Annotated in this window: 12 protein-coding genes and 1 pseudogene; 1 reads left to right on the top strand and 12 read right to left on the bottom strand. The window is 61.2% G+C overall.

Going from position 1 to position 18074, the window contains the following annotated elements:
* Nucleotides 1-11: 11 nt before the first annotated feature.
* The 8 genes from mraY to coq7 all read right to left on the bottom strand — a co-directional run bounded on the left by mraY (nucleotide 12) and on the right by coq7 (nucleotide 8921).
* Nucleotides 12-1181: a phospho-N-acetylmuramoyl-pentapeptide-transferase gene (gene mraY / locus KQH60_RS01705; RefSeq protein WP_237574877.1), complete on the bottom strand. Its 1170-nt coding sequence runs from the start codon at nucleotides 1179-1181 to the stop codon at nucleotides 12-14.
* An 11-nt stretch (nucleotides 1182-1192) separates the two neighbouring features.
* Nucleotides 1193-2623 (bottom strand): UDP-N-acetylmuramoyl-tripeptide--D-alanyl-D-alanine ligase, encoded by a 1431-nt coding sequence (gene murF, locus KQH60_RS01700; protein ID WP_237574876.1) that lies wholly within the window; start codon nucleotides 2621-2623, stop codon nucleotides 1193-1195.
* Nucleotides 2620-4152, bottom strand: a complete 1533-nt coding sequence (locus KQH60_RS01695) for a UDP-N-acetylmuramoyl-L-alanyl-D-glutamate--2,6-diaminopimelate ligase (RefSeq protein WP_237574875.1) — start codon at nucleotides 4150-4152, stop codon at nucleotides 2620-2622. Before KQH60_RS01695 ends, murF begins: the two co-directional genes overlap by 4 nt.
* Nucleotides 4149-5939, bottom strand: coding sequence for a penicillin-binding protein 2 (locus KQH60_RS01690; RefSeq protein ID WP_237574874.1), 1791 nt, complete (start codon nucleotides 5937-5939; stop codon nucleotides 4149-4151). Before KQH60_RS01690 ends, KQH60_RS01695 begins: the two co-directional genes overlap by 4 nt.
* A complete protein-coding gene (gene ftsL / locus KQH60_RS01685) occupies nucleotides 5936-6295 on the bottom strand; it encodes a cell division protein FtsL (RefSeq protein ID WP_237574873.1) in 360 nt (119 codons plus the stop codon). Before ftsL ends, KQH60_RS01690 begins: the two co-directional genes overlap by 4 nt.
* Nucleotides 6292-7233 carry a 16S rRNA (cytosine(1402)-N(4))-methyltransferase RsmH gene (gene rsmH / locus KQH60_RS01680; RefSeq protein ID WP_237574872.1) on the bottom strand — a complete coding sequence of 314 codons (942 nt, stop codon included), beginning with the start codon at nucleotides 7231-7233 and terminating at the stop codon, nucleotides 6292-6294. Before rsmH ends, ftsL begins: the two co-directional genes overlap by 4 nt.
* Before the next feature lie 26 nt (nucleotides 7234-7259).
* Nucleotides 7260-7688: a division/cell wall cluster transcriptional repressor MraZ gene (gene mraZ / locus KQH60_RS01675; protein WP_237574989.1), complete on the bottom strand. Its 429-nt coding sequence runs from the start codon at nucleotides 7686-7688 to the stop codon at nucleotides 7260-7262.
* Between the two features lie 603 nt (nucleotides 7689-8291).
* The gene (coq7, locus tag KQH60_RS01670; protein WP_237574871.1) at nucleotides 8292-8921 is read right to left on the bottom strand and encodes a 2-polyprenyl-3-methyl-6-methoxy-1,4-benzoquinone monooxygenase; all 630 of its coding nucleotides are present in this window, start codon (nucleotides 8919-8921) and stop codon (nucleotides 8292-8294) included.
* Nucleotides 8922-9314: 393 nt separating this feature from the next.
* On the opposite strand from coq7, the gene KQH60_RS01665 reads away from it, so the two are divergent.
* Nucleotides 9315-10499 (top strand): porin, encoded by a 1185-nt coding sequence (locus tag KQH60_RS01665; protein WP_237574870.1) that lies wholly within the window; start codon nucleotides 9315-9317, stop codon nucleotides 10497-10499.
* Between the two features lie 177 nt (nucleotides 10500-10676).
* Here the strand turns inward: KQH60_RS01665 and KQH60_RS01660 are convergent, their stop codons facing one another.
* The 4 genes and pseudogenes from KQH60_RS01660 to KQH60_RS01645 form a co-directional block, all read right to left on the bottom strand.
* Nucleotides 10677-12353, bottom strand: coding sequence for a long-chain fatty acid--CoA ligase (locus KQH60_RS01660; protein WP_237574869.1), 1677 nt, complete (start codon nucleotides 12351-12353; stop codon nucleotides 10677-10679).
* 49 nt (nucleotides 12354-12402) lie between these two features.
* Complete coding sequence (locus KQH60_RS01655) at nucleotides 12403-12699, bottom strand: hypothetical protein (protein WP_237575003.1); 297 nt, start codon at nucleotides 12697-12699, stop codon at nucleotides 12403-12405.
* Between the two features lie 13 nt (nucleotides 12700-12712).
* Nucleotides 12713-12951, bottom strand: a pseudogene (locus KQH60_RS01650) (transposase); the annotation flags it as partial.
* Nucleotides 12952-13236: 285 nt separating this feature from the next.
* Complete coding sequence (locus KQH60_RS01645) at nucleotides 13237-17643, bottom strand: YadA-like family protein (RefSeq protein ID WP_237574868.1); 4407 nt, start codon at nucleotides 17641-17643, stop codon at nucleotides 13237-13239.
* Nucleotides 17644-18074: the final 431 nt, after the last annotated feature.

Raw genomic sequence — 18074 nt, 5'->3', positions numbered from 1 at the left:
TCAGTTCCCGGTTACCGTAATTTCAGCGTGGACAGACCAAACAGGCACAGCATCAACGTGATGATCCAGAAGCGGACCACCACCTGCGTCTCCTTCCATCCGGACAACTCAAAATGGTGATGCAACGGCGCCATCTTGAAGATGCGCCGGCCCTCGCCATAGCGGCGCTTCGTGTAGCGGAACCACGTGACCTGCAACATGACCGAGACGGTTTCGGCGACAAACACGCCGCCCATGATGAACAGCACGATTTCCTGCCGCACAATCACCGCGATCGTGCCCAGCGCGCCACCGAGCGCGAGCGCACCGACATCCCCCATGAATACCTGCGCGGGGTACGTGTTGTACCAAAGGAATGCGAGTCCCGCACCGCCCATCGCCGAGCAAAAGATGAGTAACTCGCCCGCGCCAGGAATATGCGGAAACAGTAAGTACTTTGAATAGACGGCGCTGCCCATCACATACGCGAACACGCCGAGCGCTGCCCCGACCAGCACGACCGGCATGATCACCAGTCCGTCCAGCCCGTCGGTCAGGTTCACCGCGTTGCTCGAGCCGACGATCACGAAATAGGTCAACGCAATGAACCCCCAGACGCCGAGCGGATAGCTGATCGCTTTTAGGAACGGTAGGGCCAGATCGGCGCGCGCTGGCAAGCCGATTGAGAATCCGCTGCGCACCCACACCATAAACAGATCGAACACGCGCGCGTTATTCGCCTCGGATACCGAGAACGCGAGATACACGGCGGCGAATAACCCGATGACCGATTGCCAGAAGTACTTTTCGCGCGAAGACATGCCACGCGGGTCCTTGTAGACGACCTTGCGATAATCGTCGACCCAACCGATCACGCCGAAGCCGAACGTGACCAGCATCACGATCCAAATGAAGCGATTGGTTAGGTCGCTCCACAGCAGCGTCGACACGGCAATGCCAATCAGGATCAGCACGCCGCCCATTGTCGGCGTGCCAGACTTGATCAAATGCGTCTGCGGTCCGTCCTTGCGCACGGCCTGACCCATCTTCAGCGCGGTGAGCTTGCGGATCACCGTGGGGCCACAGACCAGGCCGATCAACAGCGCGGTGATGGTCGCCATCACCGCGCGAAACGTCAGATAGTTGATCACGCGCAAATAGCTTGCATCGCTTTGCAGCCATTGCGCCAGCGCCAATAGCATTCGAGGTCCTTTTAATGCACGCCGGTCCGGGCCGGCGCATCGGTTGCAGGGGGAAGCGTCAAAGCCTGGACCACGCGCTCCATGCGCATGAAACGCGAGCCCTTGACCAGGATCGTCGCACCGGCGGCGCGCTCCGATGCGACGGCGTCCTTGCAGAGCAGCGCGGAAACGAGTGCCTCAGCGGAATCGAAATGATGGGCGTGCGGGCCGAACGCGGTGCACGCATCGCGACTCGCGTCGCCGAGTGCGTACAGTGCATCGAGCCCGCATTCGCGCGCATAGGCGCCGACTTCGCGATGATACGCGGGTCCGTTGTCGCCGACTTCTCCCATGTCGCCTATTACCAGCACGCGCGGCGCCTCACGCATAGCCAATACGTCGATCGCCGCGCGCATCGAATCCGGATTGGCATTATAAGTATCGTCAATCACCGTCGCGCCGGCCCATGGCGTCGCTTGCGCGACCTTGGTCTGCAGCCGTCCATTGACCGGCTCGAAGGCCTCGAGCCCACGCCGTATCGCGTCCAGTCCGACGCCGGCGGCAAGCGCGGCCGCGGCGGCGGCGAGCGCATTGCGCGCATTGTGCTCGCCAGGCGCGCGCAACGACACCTCGAGCGCGCCGGCGCGAGTCTCAATTCGCAATGCGCCGGTGTCCGTGATCGTGCCTTGAACCACCGCGTCGCTATCGGCACCGGGCCGGCGCAGCGCGAAGTCCACGATCGGATTGTCGGTGGCCGCCACCTGCCAGATGCCGGCATACGGATCGTCGGCGGGGAACACCGCCGTGCCATCCGGTGGCAGCGCATGGATCACGCTCGCATGCTCCAGCGCCACGGCCTCAACCGTCGCCATGAATTCTTGATGCTCGCGCTGGGCATTGTTGACCAGCGCGATCGTGGGTCCGGCAATCCGGGCTAGCTGTTGCGTTTCACCAGGATGGTTTATACCAAGCTCAACGACCGCGAGCCGATGCTGCGACGCGAGCTGCAACAACGTGAGCGGCACGCCGATATCGTTGTTTAGATTGCCCTGCGTCGAGAGTCGCTGTGCGTGACCGACGGCGGCGGCAAAGATCGACGCGATCATTTCCTTAACCGTGGTCTTGCCGTTGCTGCCGGTCACCGCGACCAGCGGCAACGCAAACCTGCGACGCCAGCCGGCCGCGAGCGCGCCGAGCGCGGACCGTGTGTCGGCCACGCGGATCGCCGGCACACGCCAGTCGCCAGGGCGGCGCGATACCAATACGGCGGCCACGCCGCGCCGCGCAAGCTCCGGCAGGAAATCATGTGCGTCGAAACGCTCGCCCTTGAGCGCGACGAACAAGCTTGCCGGCCCGCAACTGCGACTGTCAGTCGAGACCTGATCGAAACCCACCGTATCGTCGCCCAATACCGTGGCGCCGTCGATCAGTGCAGCCGCCTCGCGCAGCGTCAACATCGTCATTCGGCTTCTCCGCGAGGTTGCGTCGCGCGCGACGCAAGCGCAAGGCGTGCATGATCCTGATCTGAAAACGGCCGCTTCTTGCCCATCACTTCCTGTGTTGCCTCATGCCCCTTGCCGGCGATCAGCACGACGTCGGCGGCGGCCGCGCCACGCACCGCCTGCAGGATCGCGCCGGCGCGATCCTCGACGGTGCGCACGCGTGCCGGCTCGCGCATCGCACCGACGATCTGGCCGATGATGACCCGCGGCGGCTCGCCACGCGGGTTGTCACTCGTCACGATGACGCTGTCGGCAAGCCGCTCGGCCATCGCCCCCATCAGCGGCCGCTTAGTCGCATCGCGATCGCCCCCACAGCCGAACACGCAGACGAGCTTGCCGCCCCGCTGCGTGGCGATCGGCCGCAGTGCGTCGAGCGTCTTTTCCAATGCGTCCGGCGTATGTGCGTAATCGACGACCACCAGCGGCTCGTCCATTTGCGGCCGCCCGCCGAGCTGTTGCATCCGGCCGTTGACCGGTTCCAGCCGCGTGATCTGCGACAGCGCCGTATCGAATGGCACGTCGGCGGCCAGTAGCACGCCGAGGACGGCGAGCAAATTGGCGACATTGAACGTGCCGAGCGTGCTCACCTCGAGTTCAGCGTGCCCCCAGTCGGAGACCACCGTGAAGGCGGTGCCGGTGGCGGTCGCACGGATCGCCATCGCATGCAGCGAAGCGTCGCCACGCGGCCTGGTCGAGGCGATGCCGTACGAGATCGTGCGCACCCGCGTGGCCAAATGCCCGATCAGCCGGCGCCCGGCCTCGTCGTCGCGATTGATGACCGCCGCGCGCAAGCCCGGCCAGTCGAACAGCCGCGCCTTGGCGGCTTCGTACGACGCTAGGTCCCTGTGATAGTCGAGATGGTCCTGCGTCAGGTTAGTGAACACCGCGATATCGAACGCGACGCCATTCACGCGCCCCTGGTGCAGTGCGTGCGAGGACACTTCCATCGATACCGCACTGGCGCCGTGCGCACGCAGCGCCGCAAGGCTGCGGTGCACCTGCGGCGCGTCGGGGGTCGTGAACCCGGTGGGCGAAAGCTGCCCCGGCAGCCCGGTGCCCAACGTGCCGACGATCGCGCAACGGGTGCCACTGCCGCTCAGCGCACCCGCGACCCAATGACTGGTGGTGGTCTTGCCATTGGTGCCCGTAATGCCGACCATCAGCATGTCACGACTCGGCTCGCCATACCACGCACTGGCAATGTGGCCTGCAAGCTGATCGAGTTTATGAACCTCGAGCACCGGCCCGCCGCCCGGGGTCCCGCCGCCGGCCTGGACCAACACGGCCGCCGCGCCGCGCTGCAATGCATCGGCGATATACGGACGACTGTCTGCGCCGTCCACCGCATACGAGACGAACGCGTCGCCGGCGCGCACCGCGCGGCTGTCCGCCTGCAGTTGCGCATACGGTGCAAGCCGGGCGCGCAACCACGCGAGCACATCGGCCCGCGCGCGCTCGATTTGTTCGCGCGTCAGTGGCGGGCGGCTCATCGTACGGTCCTCTGCGTCGCGCTCACATTGATGATGGGCTTGGCGTCGTCGCTGACCACGAGCTGCTTGACCGGCATGTCGGGCGGCACATTCAGCGAGCGCAGCGTGTCGCCGGCAATCGCCGAGAAGACTGGACCGGAGACCTGTCCGCCGAAGTGACTGCCAGCTGTCGGCTCATCGACCGACACCGCCACCACGATGCGCGGATTCGGCATCGGCGCCATACCAACGAACGACGCCCGATACTTACCGCGATCGTAGCCGCGTCCCACGTGCTTGTATGCGGTGCCGCTCTTGCCGCCCACGCGGTAGCCCGGCACCGCCGCGTCGGGCGATGTGCCGCCCGGCTGCGTGACGGTCTCCAGCATCGCACGAACCTGCCGCGCCGTGGTGGCCGAGAACACCTGCGTGCCTTGCGGCGCGTCGCCATTGTTGCCCCTGATCAGCGTGAGCGGAATGATGCGGCCGTCATGCGCGATCGCGGTATAGGCCCGGCCGAGTTGGAATAGCGACGCGGACAAGCCGTAGCCATATGACATCGTCGCCTGCTCGATGCGACGCCAACTCTTCCAAGGACGCAACCGTCCAGCCGCCGCGCCGGGGAAGCCGACCTTCGGCGCCTGGCCCAGTCCGATGCTCGTATACATATTCCACATTTCCTCGGGCCGCAACTGCATCGCTATCTTTGTCGCGCCGATGTTGCTGGACTTCTGGATGACGCCGCCGACGGTCAACACGCCAAAGCCGGCGTCGTCCGTGATCGTCGCACCATCCAATGTAAAGCGGCCCACGCCGGTATCGACCAGCGTCGTCGGCGATACGCGGTGCAGGTCCAGCGCGAGCGACACGGTAAACGGCTTCATGATCGAGCCGGGCTCAAACACGTCGGTCAGCACACGGTTGCGTAACTGCTCGCCGGTCATGTGCGAGCGGTCATTCGGGTTGTACGTCGGATAGTTAACCAGCGCGAGCACCTCGCCCGTCTTCACGTCGATGACGATCGCCGCGCCGGCCTTCGCCTTAAACCGGTCGACCGCCGCCTTCAGGTTAGCGTACGCGATGTACTGGATCTTGCTGTCCAGCGACAACTCGACGTCCTGCCCATTGCGCGGCTTGACCAACTCATCGACGTCCTCGACGACGCGCCCGATCCGGTCCTTGATCACGCGGCGGCTGCCCGGCACGCCGGCCAACGCCTTCTGGTCCGCGAGCTCGATGCCTTCCTGCCCCTCGTCCTCGACGTTGGTGAAGCCGATCATGTGCGCGGTGATCTCGCCTTCCGGATAAAAGCGCTTGTATTCAGGCCGCGCGTAGATGCCGGGGATGTCCAGTGCGGCCACCTTCTGCGCGACGTCCAGCGGCACTTGCCGCTTCAAGTAGACAAACGTTTTGTCCTGCGACAACTTTGTGCGCAACCCCTTCTCATCCATCGACAACAGCTTTGAGAGCGCCGTCAGCTTGCCAGCGCCCAGATCGTCAGGCACCGATTCGGGAATGGCCCAGATCGCGCGCACCGGCAAGCTGGTGGCCAACACCAGCCCGTTGCGATCCAGGATCTTGCCACGCGTGGCCGACAACTCGATAGTGCGCTGATAACGGCTTTCGCCCTGCTTTTGATAAAACGCGTTGCTCGGTCCCTGAATCCAGAATGCACGCGCCGCCAGTGCGACGAACGCGACGAATAGCAGAAACACGACGAGCTTGGAGCGCCACATCGGCAAGCACACCGACAGTACCGGGCTCGACGAGAACGGTACATGACGACGATGATGGCTCGAGCGCTTCATCGGGTCGCTCTCGTCATGGTGCCCGACGACGCGGAACTGGATGCGCCGGCCCTCGCGTCGCTGGCCGGCGGCATATCGGCCGGCACGCTCGCCGGATCGACACTCAGATACTGGGTACGACCCGGCACCACCGGCTGCATCTTCAGGTCGGCGGTGGCGATACGCTCGATGCGCGAGGTCTTCGACAATGCGCTTTGCTGGTATTGCAACTGCGCATAGTCCAACTGCAGCTGATGCTCTTGCGACTGGGCGCGCTGAAGATCGATGAACACTTCGCGCTGCCGGTTCGTCGCGTTGACGACCGACAGTGCGCAGCCCAACACAACGATGAGCAGGAAGATGTTGAGCCGGCTCATGCCAACACCCGCTCGGCGATGCGCATCACGGCGGAGCGGGCACGCGGGTTAGCCGCCACTTCCGCTTCACCAGCAAAGATACGCCCAAGAATGCGCAACGGCGGACTGGGTAAGTCCGCCGCGCGAATCGGCAGGCGCCGGTCCACGGCCGGCGCGCGCGCGTGCGATTGAAGGAATCGCTTAACGATGCGGTCCTCTAGCGAATGAAAGCTGATGACCACCAACCGACCTCCCTGCTCCAACGACTCCAATGCGGTTTCAAGAACTACCGGCAGCTCCGCAAGCTCTTGATTGATGTGAATCCGTATAGCTTGAAAGGTGCGAGTGGCCGGGTCCTGGCCCTTCTCGCGGGTCTTGACGGCGCGAGCCACGATCTCGGCAAGCTCACGTGTGCGCACGAGGGGCCCGAGACGCCCGGACTCTGCCCGGCGAGCAACAATCGCCTTTGCAATCTGAACAGCAAACCGTTCTTCCCCATAATCCCGTATCACCTCTATCAATTCCCGCTCGCCCACATGCGCGAGCCATTGTGCGGCGGACTCGCCGCGCGTCGGATCCATGCGCATGTCCAGGGGACCATCGTGGCGAAAGCTAAAGCCTCGCGCCGGATCGTCGATTTGCGGCGACGACACGCCCAGATCCAGCAATACGCCCGACACGCGCGCGCCGCCGCGCGTCGCCAGCACGTCGCGCAGTTGCGCGAAGCTGCCATGCACAACATCCAGCCGTGGATCGGCGATCCGGCGCGCCACCTCGATCGCCTGTGGGTCTTTGTCGAACGCAATCAGCCGGGCGGCAGGTGCAAGCCGCGCAAGCACCGCTTGACTGTGACCGCCCCGGCCGAATGTGCCATCGACATAAATTCCATCGGCGCGCGTGACCAGCGCATCGACCGCTTCATCCAGCAGCACCGTGCGATGCTGTCTCGGCTTTTCCATCGCGGATGCCATCCGATGCTCCGCAATCAGAAAGTAAAGTTCTTTAGTGCGTCGGGCATGCCTTGCGCCATCGCGGCTTGCTCCTTCGCGGCATACGTTTGCGCATCCCACAACTCGAAGTGGCTGCCCATGCCGAGCAGTATCACTTCACGTTCTAAGTTCACGGCGACGCGCAACTCAGGCGAGACGAGCACCCGGCCCGCCGAATCCATATCAACGTCCGACGCATTACCGAGGAAAATCCGTCGCCACCAGTGCGCATCCATCGGCAACGCGGCAATCTTGTTACGGAACGCTTCCCATTCGGGCCATGGAAACAGCAACAGGCAGCCATCCGGGTGCTTGGTGATCGTTACCCGGCCCTGCGCCTGTCCTAGCAGCGCTTCCCGATAACGCGACGGCACCGACATCCGGCCCTTCGCATCGAGCGTTAGCGCCGACGCCCCCTGAAACACGTCCCATCCCCCTGTCATCGGCATGCGCCGCGCATGCCACCTGAACCCATTTCATTACCCCAGCCGTGCGGATAGCACACAAAAGTACACTTTTTCACACTGACCCCCACTTTAGAGGAACGCCTGACAGGGGTCAAGGGCGCAACTGTGGTTATGCACGCGAATTTATTTGATAGAACAAAGACTTAGCGCCCCCCGTTAAAGCGGGGGCCCAATAGAAATTTTTTAACAAAATGAAGGGATTGCCCGCACTTTTAAAAGTAATACGTGAGAGTTCGGCAATTTTTTCGCTGCGTCGCATGATGCGTGGGTCGACAGAGGTCATTTTTGCAGCACGATAGCGGCGCCACGCCGGATCAAGCGAGTTGACCCGGTAGCCCCCGGCGCCGACGTGATCGACGTTGTGGGCTATCGGACATGTCAACACGATCGGCGTCGCGGGCACCCGGCGATGTCAACACGACCGGCGTCACGGGCACCCGGCGATGTCAACGCGATCGGCGTCGCGGGCACCCCGGCCATCTCGATGCGATCGGCGTTGGGAAGTCAAGTGCCTGCGGCCGGCCCCATGCCCAGCGAATCCGGGCGGCGCACGCGATGGCGTTAGATATAGTACGCAGTACGGGTCATCACACGCGCGGCCACGCGCATCAGCGCGGTCACCGGGGCGGCCAACTCCACGCCGCCGGCATCCGACGCGGCGCGCGCATGCGCAATCTCATCCGTGCGCATCTGCATGACAATTGCGCGTGACGCGTGGTCGAGCGCCGGCAGCCGGTCCAGATGGCCATCCAGGTGCTGCTCGACCTGGCGCTCCGTTTCAGCCATAAAGCCAAGGCTGACGCGATCGCCAAACCGGCCGGCGACAAAGCCGATGGCAAGCGAGCCAGCGTACCACAACGGATTGAGCAAGCTCGGCCGCGAGTTCAGTTCGCCCAACCGATGCGCGGTCCACGCCAGATGGTCCTCCTCCTCGCGCGCAGCCCGCTCGAACGCTTGCTTCAGCCGCTCGGAGCGGGTCGCCAGCTTCTGCGCCTGATAAAGCGCCTGCGCGCACACCTCTCCCACATGATTCACCCGCATCAGCGCCGCCGCATGACTTTGCTCAGCCACTGTCATCTGACTGTCGTCGGCCACCACGTCGGAGCGCGGCACCGGTCGGCTCATTCGGGTCACCCCTGTGATGGAGCGCAAGCCACGATCCAACTCCCCAATCAACTCGTCGAGCAGCATTTCAATACTCCTTCATCCATACGTCACTACCACTGGGCACGACACCGGGTCCTCGTTGCATGCGCCGGCGCATGGCAACCCGCCGACGCCCGGCAACCGCTGCGCAGCAAATGGCACCGAACGGCCTTAGTGGATTCCGCCATCGCGCCAATGCCCACAAGTTGTTGACGTTGAGGAAATTTTCCACGGGCATGGCTGATTCGGGATGGCTACTGACCGGCTGTTGCGTAAAAGTGACACAGCACACCCGAAACCCGGACAAAACTGGGCTTTTCCTTGGTCGATACGGACCCTTTTGCTACATTGAGGTCCAGCTTCTCGCGAAGTTGCAAAGCAAGGAAGTTATCACACTGACCTTGCCTATAAGTCAGACAATCTCTGGAGATCATTTCGATGAAAAAGTCGCTTCTCGCTCTCGCGGCATTCGGCGCTTTCTCAGGTGTTGCCCATGCGCAAAGTAGCGTGACTCTGTACGGTATCATTGACGAAGGCCTGAATTACACGAGCAACAGCGGCGGCCACACGCTGTGGAACCTGTCCAGCGGCGTGATGCAAGGCAGCCGGTGGGGCCTGCGTGGCACCGAAGACCTAGGCGGTGGCTTGAAAGCGATCTTCACGTTGGAAAACGGCTTTGACGTCAACACCGGCAAATTCGGCCAAGGCGGCCTCGAATTCGGCCGTCAAGCGTTTGTCGGTCTGTCGTCGAGCAGCTTTGGTACGGTCACGCTAGGTCGTCAATACGACTCCGTGGTCGACTACGTCGGTCCGCTGGAAGCCGGTGACCAATGGGGTGGCTACCTCGCCGCTCACCCGGGCGACTTGGATAACTTCAACAACACCTATCGCACCAACAACTCGATTAAGTACACGAGCCCGAACTTCGCAGGCTTAACCTTCGGCGGCTTGTACAGCCTGGGCGGCGTGGCTGGCGATTTCTCGCGCAACCAAGCGTTCTCGCTGGGCGCGGGCTACATGAATGGCCCGTTGGTGTTGGGCGTCGGCTACTTGAACGTGCGTAACCCGAACGTCAGCTTCTTCGGCAACAGCACGTCGGGCACGATCAACGCTGGCGTGTCGAACGTGACTTCGTCGGTCTACGGCAGCTACGGCTCGGCCCACACGTATCAAGTGATTGGTGCGAGCGGCGCGTACACGTTCGGCCCGGCAACGGTCGGCATCACGTATTCGAACACGAAATTCTACAATCTGGGCAGCACGTACGCATCGGCTTTCGCCGGCAGCACTGCGACGTTCAACAACGCCGAAATCAACTTTAAGTATCAATTGACCCCGGCATTGGTGCTCGGCGCAGCGTATGACTTCACAAAGGGCAGCTCGATTAATGGCCAGTCCGGCGCGAAGTACCACCAAGGCGCGCTGGGCGCGGACTACTTCCTGTCCAAGCGTACCGACGTGTACCTGATCGGTGTCTACCAGCACGCGTCGGGCAACACGGTGTCGACTTCGTCGAGCGGCGTAGATTCGGTGGTTGCAGCCACCGCCAACATCATGGGCCTGTCGCCGTCGACGACGAACAACCAAGCCACGGTTCGCGTCGGCATCCGCCACAAGTTCTAATAACACGCTTTAAAAAGGTTGTAACCTTTAAAGGCGCCTTCGGGCGCCTTTTTTAATGCGCTGCCACGCTGATATCACGTCAGGTTCGACATCGCAGCTAGCTCAGCGTTGGGGCACGCTCAACGTCTCGGCGAACTCAGAACTCACCGTCCCAGCAAACTTAATGTCAGGGCACGCTCAATGTCGAGGCGCGTCGCGCAGCTCGCGCCGTAGAATCTTGCCGACGTTCGTTTTCGGCAGTTCAGCCCTGAACTCGACTGCTTTCGGACGCTTATAGCCAGCCAGGCGCCCCCTACAGAACGCGATAACAGCCTGCTCGGTGAGCGCTGGGTCTTTCTTCACAATGAACAGCTTCACCGCCTCACCGGAATGCGGGTCCGCCACGCCCACCGCGGCAACTTCATAGACGCCCGGCATCTGCGCAACCACGTCCTCGACCTCGTTCGGATAGACATTGAAGCCCGACACCAGGATCATGTCCTTCTTGCGGTCGACGATTTTCACGTAACCACGTTCGTCGATCAGGCCGACGTCGCCGGACTTGAAGAAACCATCCGCCGTCATCACGTTAGCCGTCTCATTCGGGCGGTTCCAATAGCCGGCCATGACCTGCGGGCCGCGAATGCAGATCTCGCCGGGCTGCCCCAGCGGCAACTCGTTGCCCTCGTCGTCACGGATCGACACTTCGGTAGATGGCAACGGCAAACCGATCGTGCCCGTATACTCGGTCGAGGTCGTCGGGTTGCACGTCACGCAAGGTGACGTCTCGGATAAACCATAGCCTTCGACGATCGGCGCGCCGGTCATGTCGTACCACCGCTTCGCCACCGCCTCCTGAACGGCCATCCCTCCCGCGTTAGCCACCACCAGTTTAGAAAAGTCCAGCTTGCCGAAGTCGGGATGATTGAGCAGCGCGTTGTACAGCGTATTGACCGCGGGAAACGTACTGACCGCGTACCCTTTCAACTGCTTGATCGTACCGGCAATATCGCGCGGGTTTGGAATCAATACACCGAGCCCGCCGGTACGCACCGTCAGCAGTGCGCAGACAGTCAACGCATAGACGTGATACAGTGGAAGCGCGATCACTGTAGTAAATTGCGTGAGTTCTGCATGCGCGCTGCGCGCCGGATTGAGCCAAACTTCCGATTGCAGTACGTTCGCCACGATGTTCCGATGCAGCAGCGTCGCCCCCTTCGCGATACCCGTCGTGCCTCCGGTATATTGCAGAAAGGCGACATCATCCGGTCCTTGCTGCACGGGGCGAAACGTGCCTCGCTTGCCCTGCGCGAGCGCCTCGTTGAAGCGCACTGATCCCGGCAGCGACCAGGCCGGCACCATCTTTTTCACATGCCGCACGACCCAATTGATCACGCAGCCCTTCACGCCCATCAGATCGCCCACCGCGGCCACAATAACGTGCTTGACATCGGTGTTGGGCAAGGCCGCCTGCAGCGTCGTCGCAAAATTCTCGAGGAGGATGATTGCCTGTGCGCCACTGTCACGCAGCTGGTGTTCTAGCTCGCGCGGCGTGTAGAGTGGGTTGACGTTGACCATCACATATCCGGCCCGCAACACGGCCGCGATTGCAACAGGATACTGCAACACGTTCGGCATCATCACTGCGACGCGGGCGCCCTTGGCCAAACCCTTGCGTTGCAAATAGGCGGCCAATGCTCGAGACAGCCGATCCAATTCCCCGTAGGTCAACACCTGCCCCATGCAGGCAAACGCTGGCCGCTCAGCAAATTGGCCAAAGCTCTCCTCGAGCAGCAGCGTCACCGACGCATAGATCGACGGATCGATATCCGCTGGCACGCCGGCGGGATACGATTTAAGCCAGATGCGTTCCATGCGGCACCTCCTCCGATTGATTTCGAATGATCGTGCTAAAAATGGCATGCTAGCCGCAACGGCGCTCTCGGACAATCGCTTTAGATGGTCTCCTCAACCGGCATTGCCCCCGAAGATGCACCATTATGCCGTTTGCAATGCCTCGTGCCACCGCATCGACCGAGTGGATCTCCAGATGCGGCTCGGTCTCGCTTGCGCGCAGGCTTTGCACGTTGGCGAGACTGCTGTTCAGGACGTTGCGCGCGGGCGGCGAGGCCATCGACAATGGATAACGGGCGGCCAACTCCGATGCATGGCGGCCAGTTGATACGATCGGCGGCTCGAAGCGTCGCCAGAAGCGCCTCATGCAGCTGATTCTAGATGCCTGCCTGCTGCCAATCGCGCAGCCGACGCCAACGGCTCATACCCGAGCCGTCCCCCGCTTCCTGTGCAAGCATTTCCTAGGCAGTGCCAGTGCGCAGCACGAATAGAATGCCGGTCAACACGGCGTGATTGTCGAGCGGCTTTCAATGGCGTAGCGCACCCGGCACGGTATGGGTGGTGGCAGAAGCGGTTGGATCAGCAACCACAGTTCATCATTAAGTAACGGTTTAGCCATGATCTCATCGCTAGCAAAGTAACGATGCGGTTAACTAAACACGATGCAGGTTGGCAGTCCTAGTGGCTCATTTTGTCAGAAATTTTTAGTCGACGAACCATGCGCGGCAATGTGCGTTGCATAGTCATGCTTAAACGTGCGAATGCCTCTGCTGAAGCATTCGCACTTGGCTTATGCTGTTCCGAATGACGAAGTGCTTACGCACAACTACCGAATGTCGCCTTACATCCGATTCTGCAACGTCAGTGCCGCATTGCAAAAACGCGAACTGCTAAGGAAGACCTATCACCATTGGAATCCTCCTGACGCAACGGCTCCAAAATAACCGCGACCGTTCGCGTTTGCGGCGAGCTTGAACACCCAGCGATTATTCGGTGTGACGTGCGATATGCCAAGCGCAGCGCCATACTGGCCGCGGTATGTTGCACCCGCAAACGCCGCCAGACTCTTCCCAGGCAACGTCGGTTGTGGCAATCCCGCCACCGCCATTGCCGCTGCAATGCCTGCTGACGCGTCGCGATCGACACGCGCAACGGCTTCGTCCAACTGAGCTTTGTTGACTGCATCAGTCGGTTCCGTGCCGCGTGCGACATGCGTGATCTTGCGCTCTTGGCCAGGCGTGCCGACTGATACGCGGGTTTCGTCGACGCTCATACCGAGTTGCTCGGTCATGACCGACGGCAACTCTGCCGCGATCGCCTCGCGCAACCACCCATGAAGCACATCTTGTTCGGGGACAGCGTCACGTGACGTAGCGGCTGCCGTACTTGGGCTGGGCCGTGTCAAGGACGTCATTTTCGTCGGCTCAGAGTTTGGATGTTGATCGGCCTGCACACTATTGGAAACACTTGAGGAATTGCGGGCGACCGGTTCAGGGATGTTCTCGCCTACTTGAGACTGCTTTTCATTATCCGTCTTCGCCATTACAGCGGCTTGACTGACAGAAACCGAATCTGCACCGACATCCCCGTCCAAGTTATCGGCATTTCTGGAGATAGCCAAAACATGCGTACCATCCGATCCCTCCAGACTGGCACCGGCATCGCTCATTGTTGACGTGCTGCTTCGGCGTGAGGCCGAGTGTGCCAACATTGTGGCGCTCGCGTCTTGGCCGGCTGGCTGCGCCTGCTGCAGCAACTCTGCCCCGTCAGATCCACTCCTATTGCCCGGTCCAACACCTTGCACCTTGTCAACCGCTGTCAAGGCAGGGGACGAACTGGCCTCCGAGGTCTGGGCCAAGGGCTGAGTGCGGGTCTCGCCAGCGGACTGTGTTGGCTCACTGTCGATACTGGCACCGGCATCGCTCATCGTTGACGTGCTGCTTCGGCGCGAGGCCGGGCGTGCCGACGTTGTGGCGCTCGCATCATGGCCGGCTGGCTGTGCCTGCTGCAGCAACTCTGCCGAGTCAGATCCGCCCCTGTTGCCTGGTGCAACACCTTGCATCTTGTCAACCGCTGTCAAGGCAGGGGACGAACTGGCCTCCGAGGTCTGGGCCAAGGGCTGAGTGCGGGTCTCTTCAACGGACTGTGTTGGCTTACTGTCGATACTGGCACCGGCATCGCTCATTGTTGACGTGCGGCTTCGGCGCGAGGCCGAGTGTGCCGACATTGTGGCGCTCGCGTCTTGGCCGGCTAGCTGCGCCTGCTGCAGCAACTCTGCCGAGTCAGATCCACTCCTATTGCCCGGTGCAACGTCTTGCATCTTGCCCGCCGCTGTCAAGGCAGGGGACAAACTGGCCTCCGGGGTTTGGGCCAGAAGCTGGGTGCGGGTCTCGTCAGCGGACTGTGTTGGCTTACTGTCGATACTGGCACCGGCATCGCTTATCGTTGACGTGCGGCTTCGAGGCAAGGCCGGGTGTTCCGCCGGCACCTGCCCAACCTCCATCTCCCTTGACGGGGATGGGCGGCTTTGCCATATACTGTCCTCCAAGCCTGCTGCATCCAGGCCGTCCGATCTGCGTCGGTCTTCACTACTGGATCGCAACCGCTTCGCCACTTGGGGCTGCTGATGCAGCAACACTGCCGATTTGGATCTTCCCCTATTGCCCGGTGCAACGTCTTGCATCTTGTCAACCGCTGTCAAGGCAGGAGACGAACTGGCCTCCGAGGTCTGGGCCAAGGGCTGAGTGCGGGTCTCGCCAGCGGGCTGTGTTGACTTGTTGTCGATACTGGCACCAGCATCGCTTATCGTTGACGCGCTGCTTCGGCGCGAGGCCGAGTGTGCCGACGTTGTGGCGCTCGCATCATGGCCGGCTGGCTGCGCCTGCTGCAGCAACTCTGCCGAATCAGATCCGCCCCTGTTGCCTGGTGCAACACCTTGCATCTTGTCAACCGCTGTCAAGGCAGGAGACGAACTGGCCTCCGAGGTCTGGGCCAAGGGCTGAGTGCGGGTCTCGTCAGCGGACTGTGTTGGCTTACTGTCGATACTGGCACCGGCATCGCTCATTGTTGACGCGCTGCTTCGGCGCGAGGCCGAGTGTGCCGACGTTGTGGCACTCGCATCATGCTCGGTTGGCTGCGCCTGTTGAACCGGCAGTTCACTCGCCGGTTCAACCCTCATCTGCTGTACGACGGCGGGCGAACTGGCCTTCGGGGTCTGGGCCAGGTCTTGTTCGGGGACAGCGTCACGGGACGTAGCGGCTGCCGTACTTGGGCTGGGCCGTGTCAAGGACGTCATTTTCGTCGGCTCAGAGTTTGGATGTTGATCGGCCTGCACGCTATTGGAAACACTTGAGGAATTGCGGGCGACCGGTTCAGGGATGTTCTCGCCTACTTGAGACTGCTTTTCATTATCCGTCTTCGCCATTACAGCGGCTTGACTGACAGAAACCGAATCTGCACCGACATCCCCATCCAAGTTATCGGCATTTCTGGAGATAGCCAAAACATGCGTACCATCCGATCCCTCCGGATTGGCACCGGCATCGCTCATCGTTGACGCGCTGCTTCGAGGCAAGGCCGGGTGTTCCGCCGGCATCGTGGCGATCACATCTTGGCCAGCTGGCCGCTCCTGGTGAACCGGCGATTCACTCGCCTGCCCAACATCCCTCCCCCCTGATAGGGCTGGGCTACTTTGCCATTCATCCTCATCCTTGTCCACAATATACGGTGGCACAGGCTCATCATACGAGGCCAGCGTCCCTTGTTCTTTGCTTCCCTTCTCAAGGGCGGAATGATTAGTTCCGAGGATTGGAGTGTGCGTATTGCCACTCGCGTCATGCAACACAGCAACCTTGTTATCTACGACGTTAACCTCTATGCCGGAGACAGTGATCGGCGGCACATTGGTAAACGGCGATTGATGCCAGGCCAATTCATGCGTTCCTATCTGTTGCACGCCATCCGGATTCCCGTCGTCAGACATGTGCACAGGAACGAACAGCGGCGTATCAGCTTGCAAACCGTGTTGTTCCAACCCGAGCGCTGGTAGCGACCGAGACCGCTGGCGTACCCGGTTAGCTCCTTGCATGCTAGATAACGGCGCATGGCTGTCGTCGGCATGATCCTTTCCCGTATGCGATGGGTGCAATCCTTCTACGTCGATTTGATTAGCTGCGTCCTTCTGCGGGCCACTGGTCTTTACATTGACATTTTGTGAGTCTATGACTGATAGCAGTTCATTCGCCGGTCGCTTCCTTTTCACCAAACGGCCTGCCTCCCTTGACGAAGGCTCACTTGGCAAATTTATGGGGACCGACTGAGACCTCTTGCGTCGCCGTTTTTCTCTTCGTACGCCAACATCCGTTGGTGTTCCTGCCGCCACGTCCACTCGCTGTCTCCAATCCCCTTCCGGAGTCAGCTTACCTTGCGTATCCGAACCAAGCGTGGATGGCTTCATCTCCCTTGACGAGGATAGGCCGCTTTGCCATCCATCGTCATCCTTGTCCACAATATACGGTGGCATAGGCTCCTCATACGAGGCCAACGTCCCTTGTTCTTTGCTTCCCTTCTCAAGGGCGGAATGATTAGTTCCGAGGATTGGAGTGTGCGTATTGCCACTCGCGTCATGCAACACAGCAACCTTGTTATCTACGACGTTAACCTCTATGCCGGAGACAGTGATCGGCGGCACATTGGTAAACGGCGATTGATGCCAGGCCAATTCGTGCGTTCCTATCTGTTGCACGCCATCCGGATTCCCGTCGTCAGACATGTGCACAGGAACGAACAGCGGCGTATCAGCTTGCAAACCGTGTTGTTCCAACCCGAGCGCTGGTAGCGACCGAGACCGCTGGCGTACCCGGTTAGCTCCTTGCATGCTAGATAACGACGCATGGCTGTCGTCGGCATGATCCTTTCCCGTATGCGATGGGTGCAATCCCTCTACGTCGATTTGATTAGCTGCGTCCTTCTGCGGGCCACTGGTCTTTACATTGACATTTTGTGAGTCTATGACTGATAGCAGTTCATTCGCCGGTCGCTTCCTTTTCACCAAACGGTCTGCCTCCCTTGACGAAGGCTCACTTGGCAAATTTATTGGGACCGACTGAGACCTCTTGCGCCGCCGTTTTTCTCTTCGTACGCCAACATCCGTTGGTGTTCCTGCCGCCACGTCCACTCGCTGTCTCCAATCCCCTTCCGGAGTCAGCTTATCTTGCGTATCCAAACCGAGCGTGGATGACTTCATCCCTAATCGCGATGTCCGCCCCGTCGGCTGGCTCAACCGCTCATCGTGCGATGCGGTTTCGTCCATCGCCGCGTCTTGCCAATCGGCTGGCTTTACATCCCAGCGCGACGGTTTTTTCTGCCCTGTCGGCTGGCTCATCCGCTCATCGTACGAAGCGGTTTCGTCCATCGGCGCGTCTTGCCAATCGGCTGGCTTTACATCCCAGCGCGATGGTTTTTTCTGCCCTGTCGGCTGGCTCATCCGCTCATCGTGCGAGGCGGTTTCATCCATCGCCGCGTCTTGCCAACCGGCCGGCTTCACATCCCAGCGTGATGGTTTTTTCTGCCCTGTCGGCTGGCTCATCCGCTCATCGTGCGAGGCGGTTTCATCCATCGCCGCGTCTTGCCAACCGGCCGGCTTCACATCCCAGCGCGATGGTTTTTTCTGCCCCGTCGGCTGGCTCATCCGCTCATCGTGCGAGGCGGTTTCATCCATCGCCGCGTCTTGCCAACCGGCCG

The organism is Mycetohabitans sp. B8 (assembly GCF_021991875.1).
Classification (GTDB): Bacteria; Pseudomonadota; Gammaproteobacteria; order Burkholderiales; family Burkholderiaceae; genus Mycetohabitans.
This window is presented reverse-complemented; position numbering and strand designations above follow the sequence as displayed.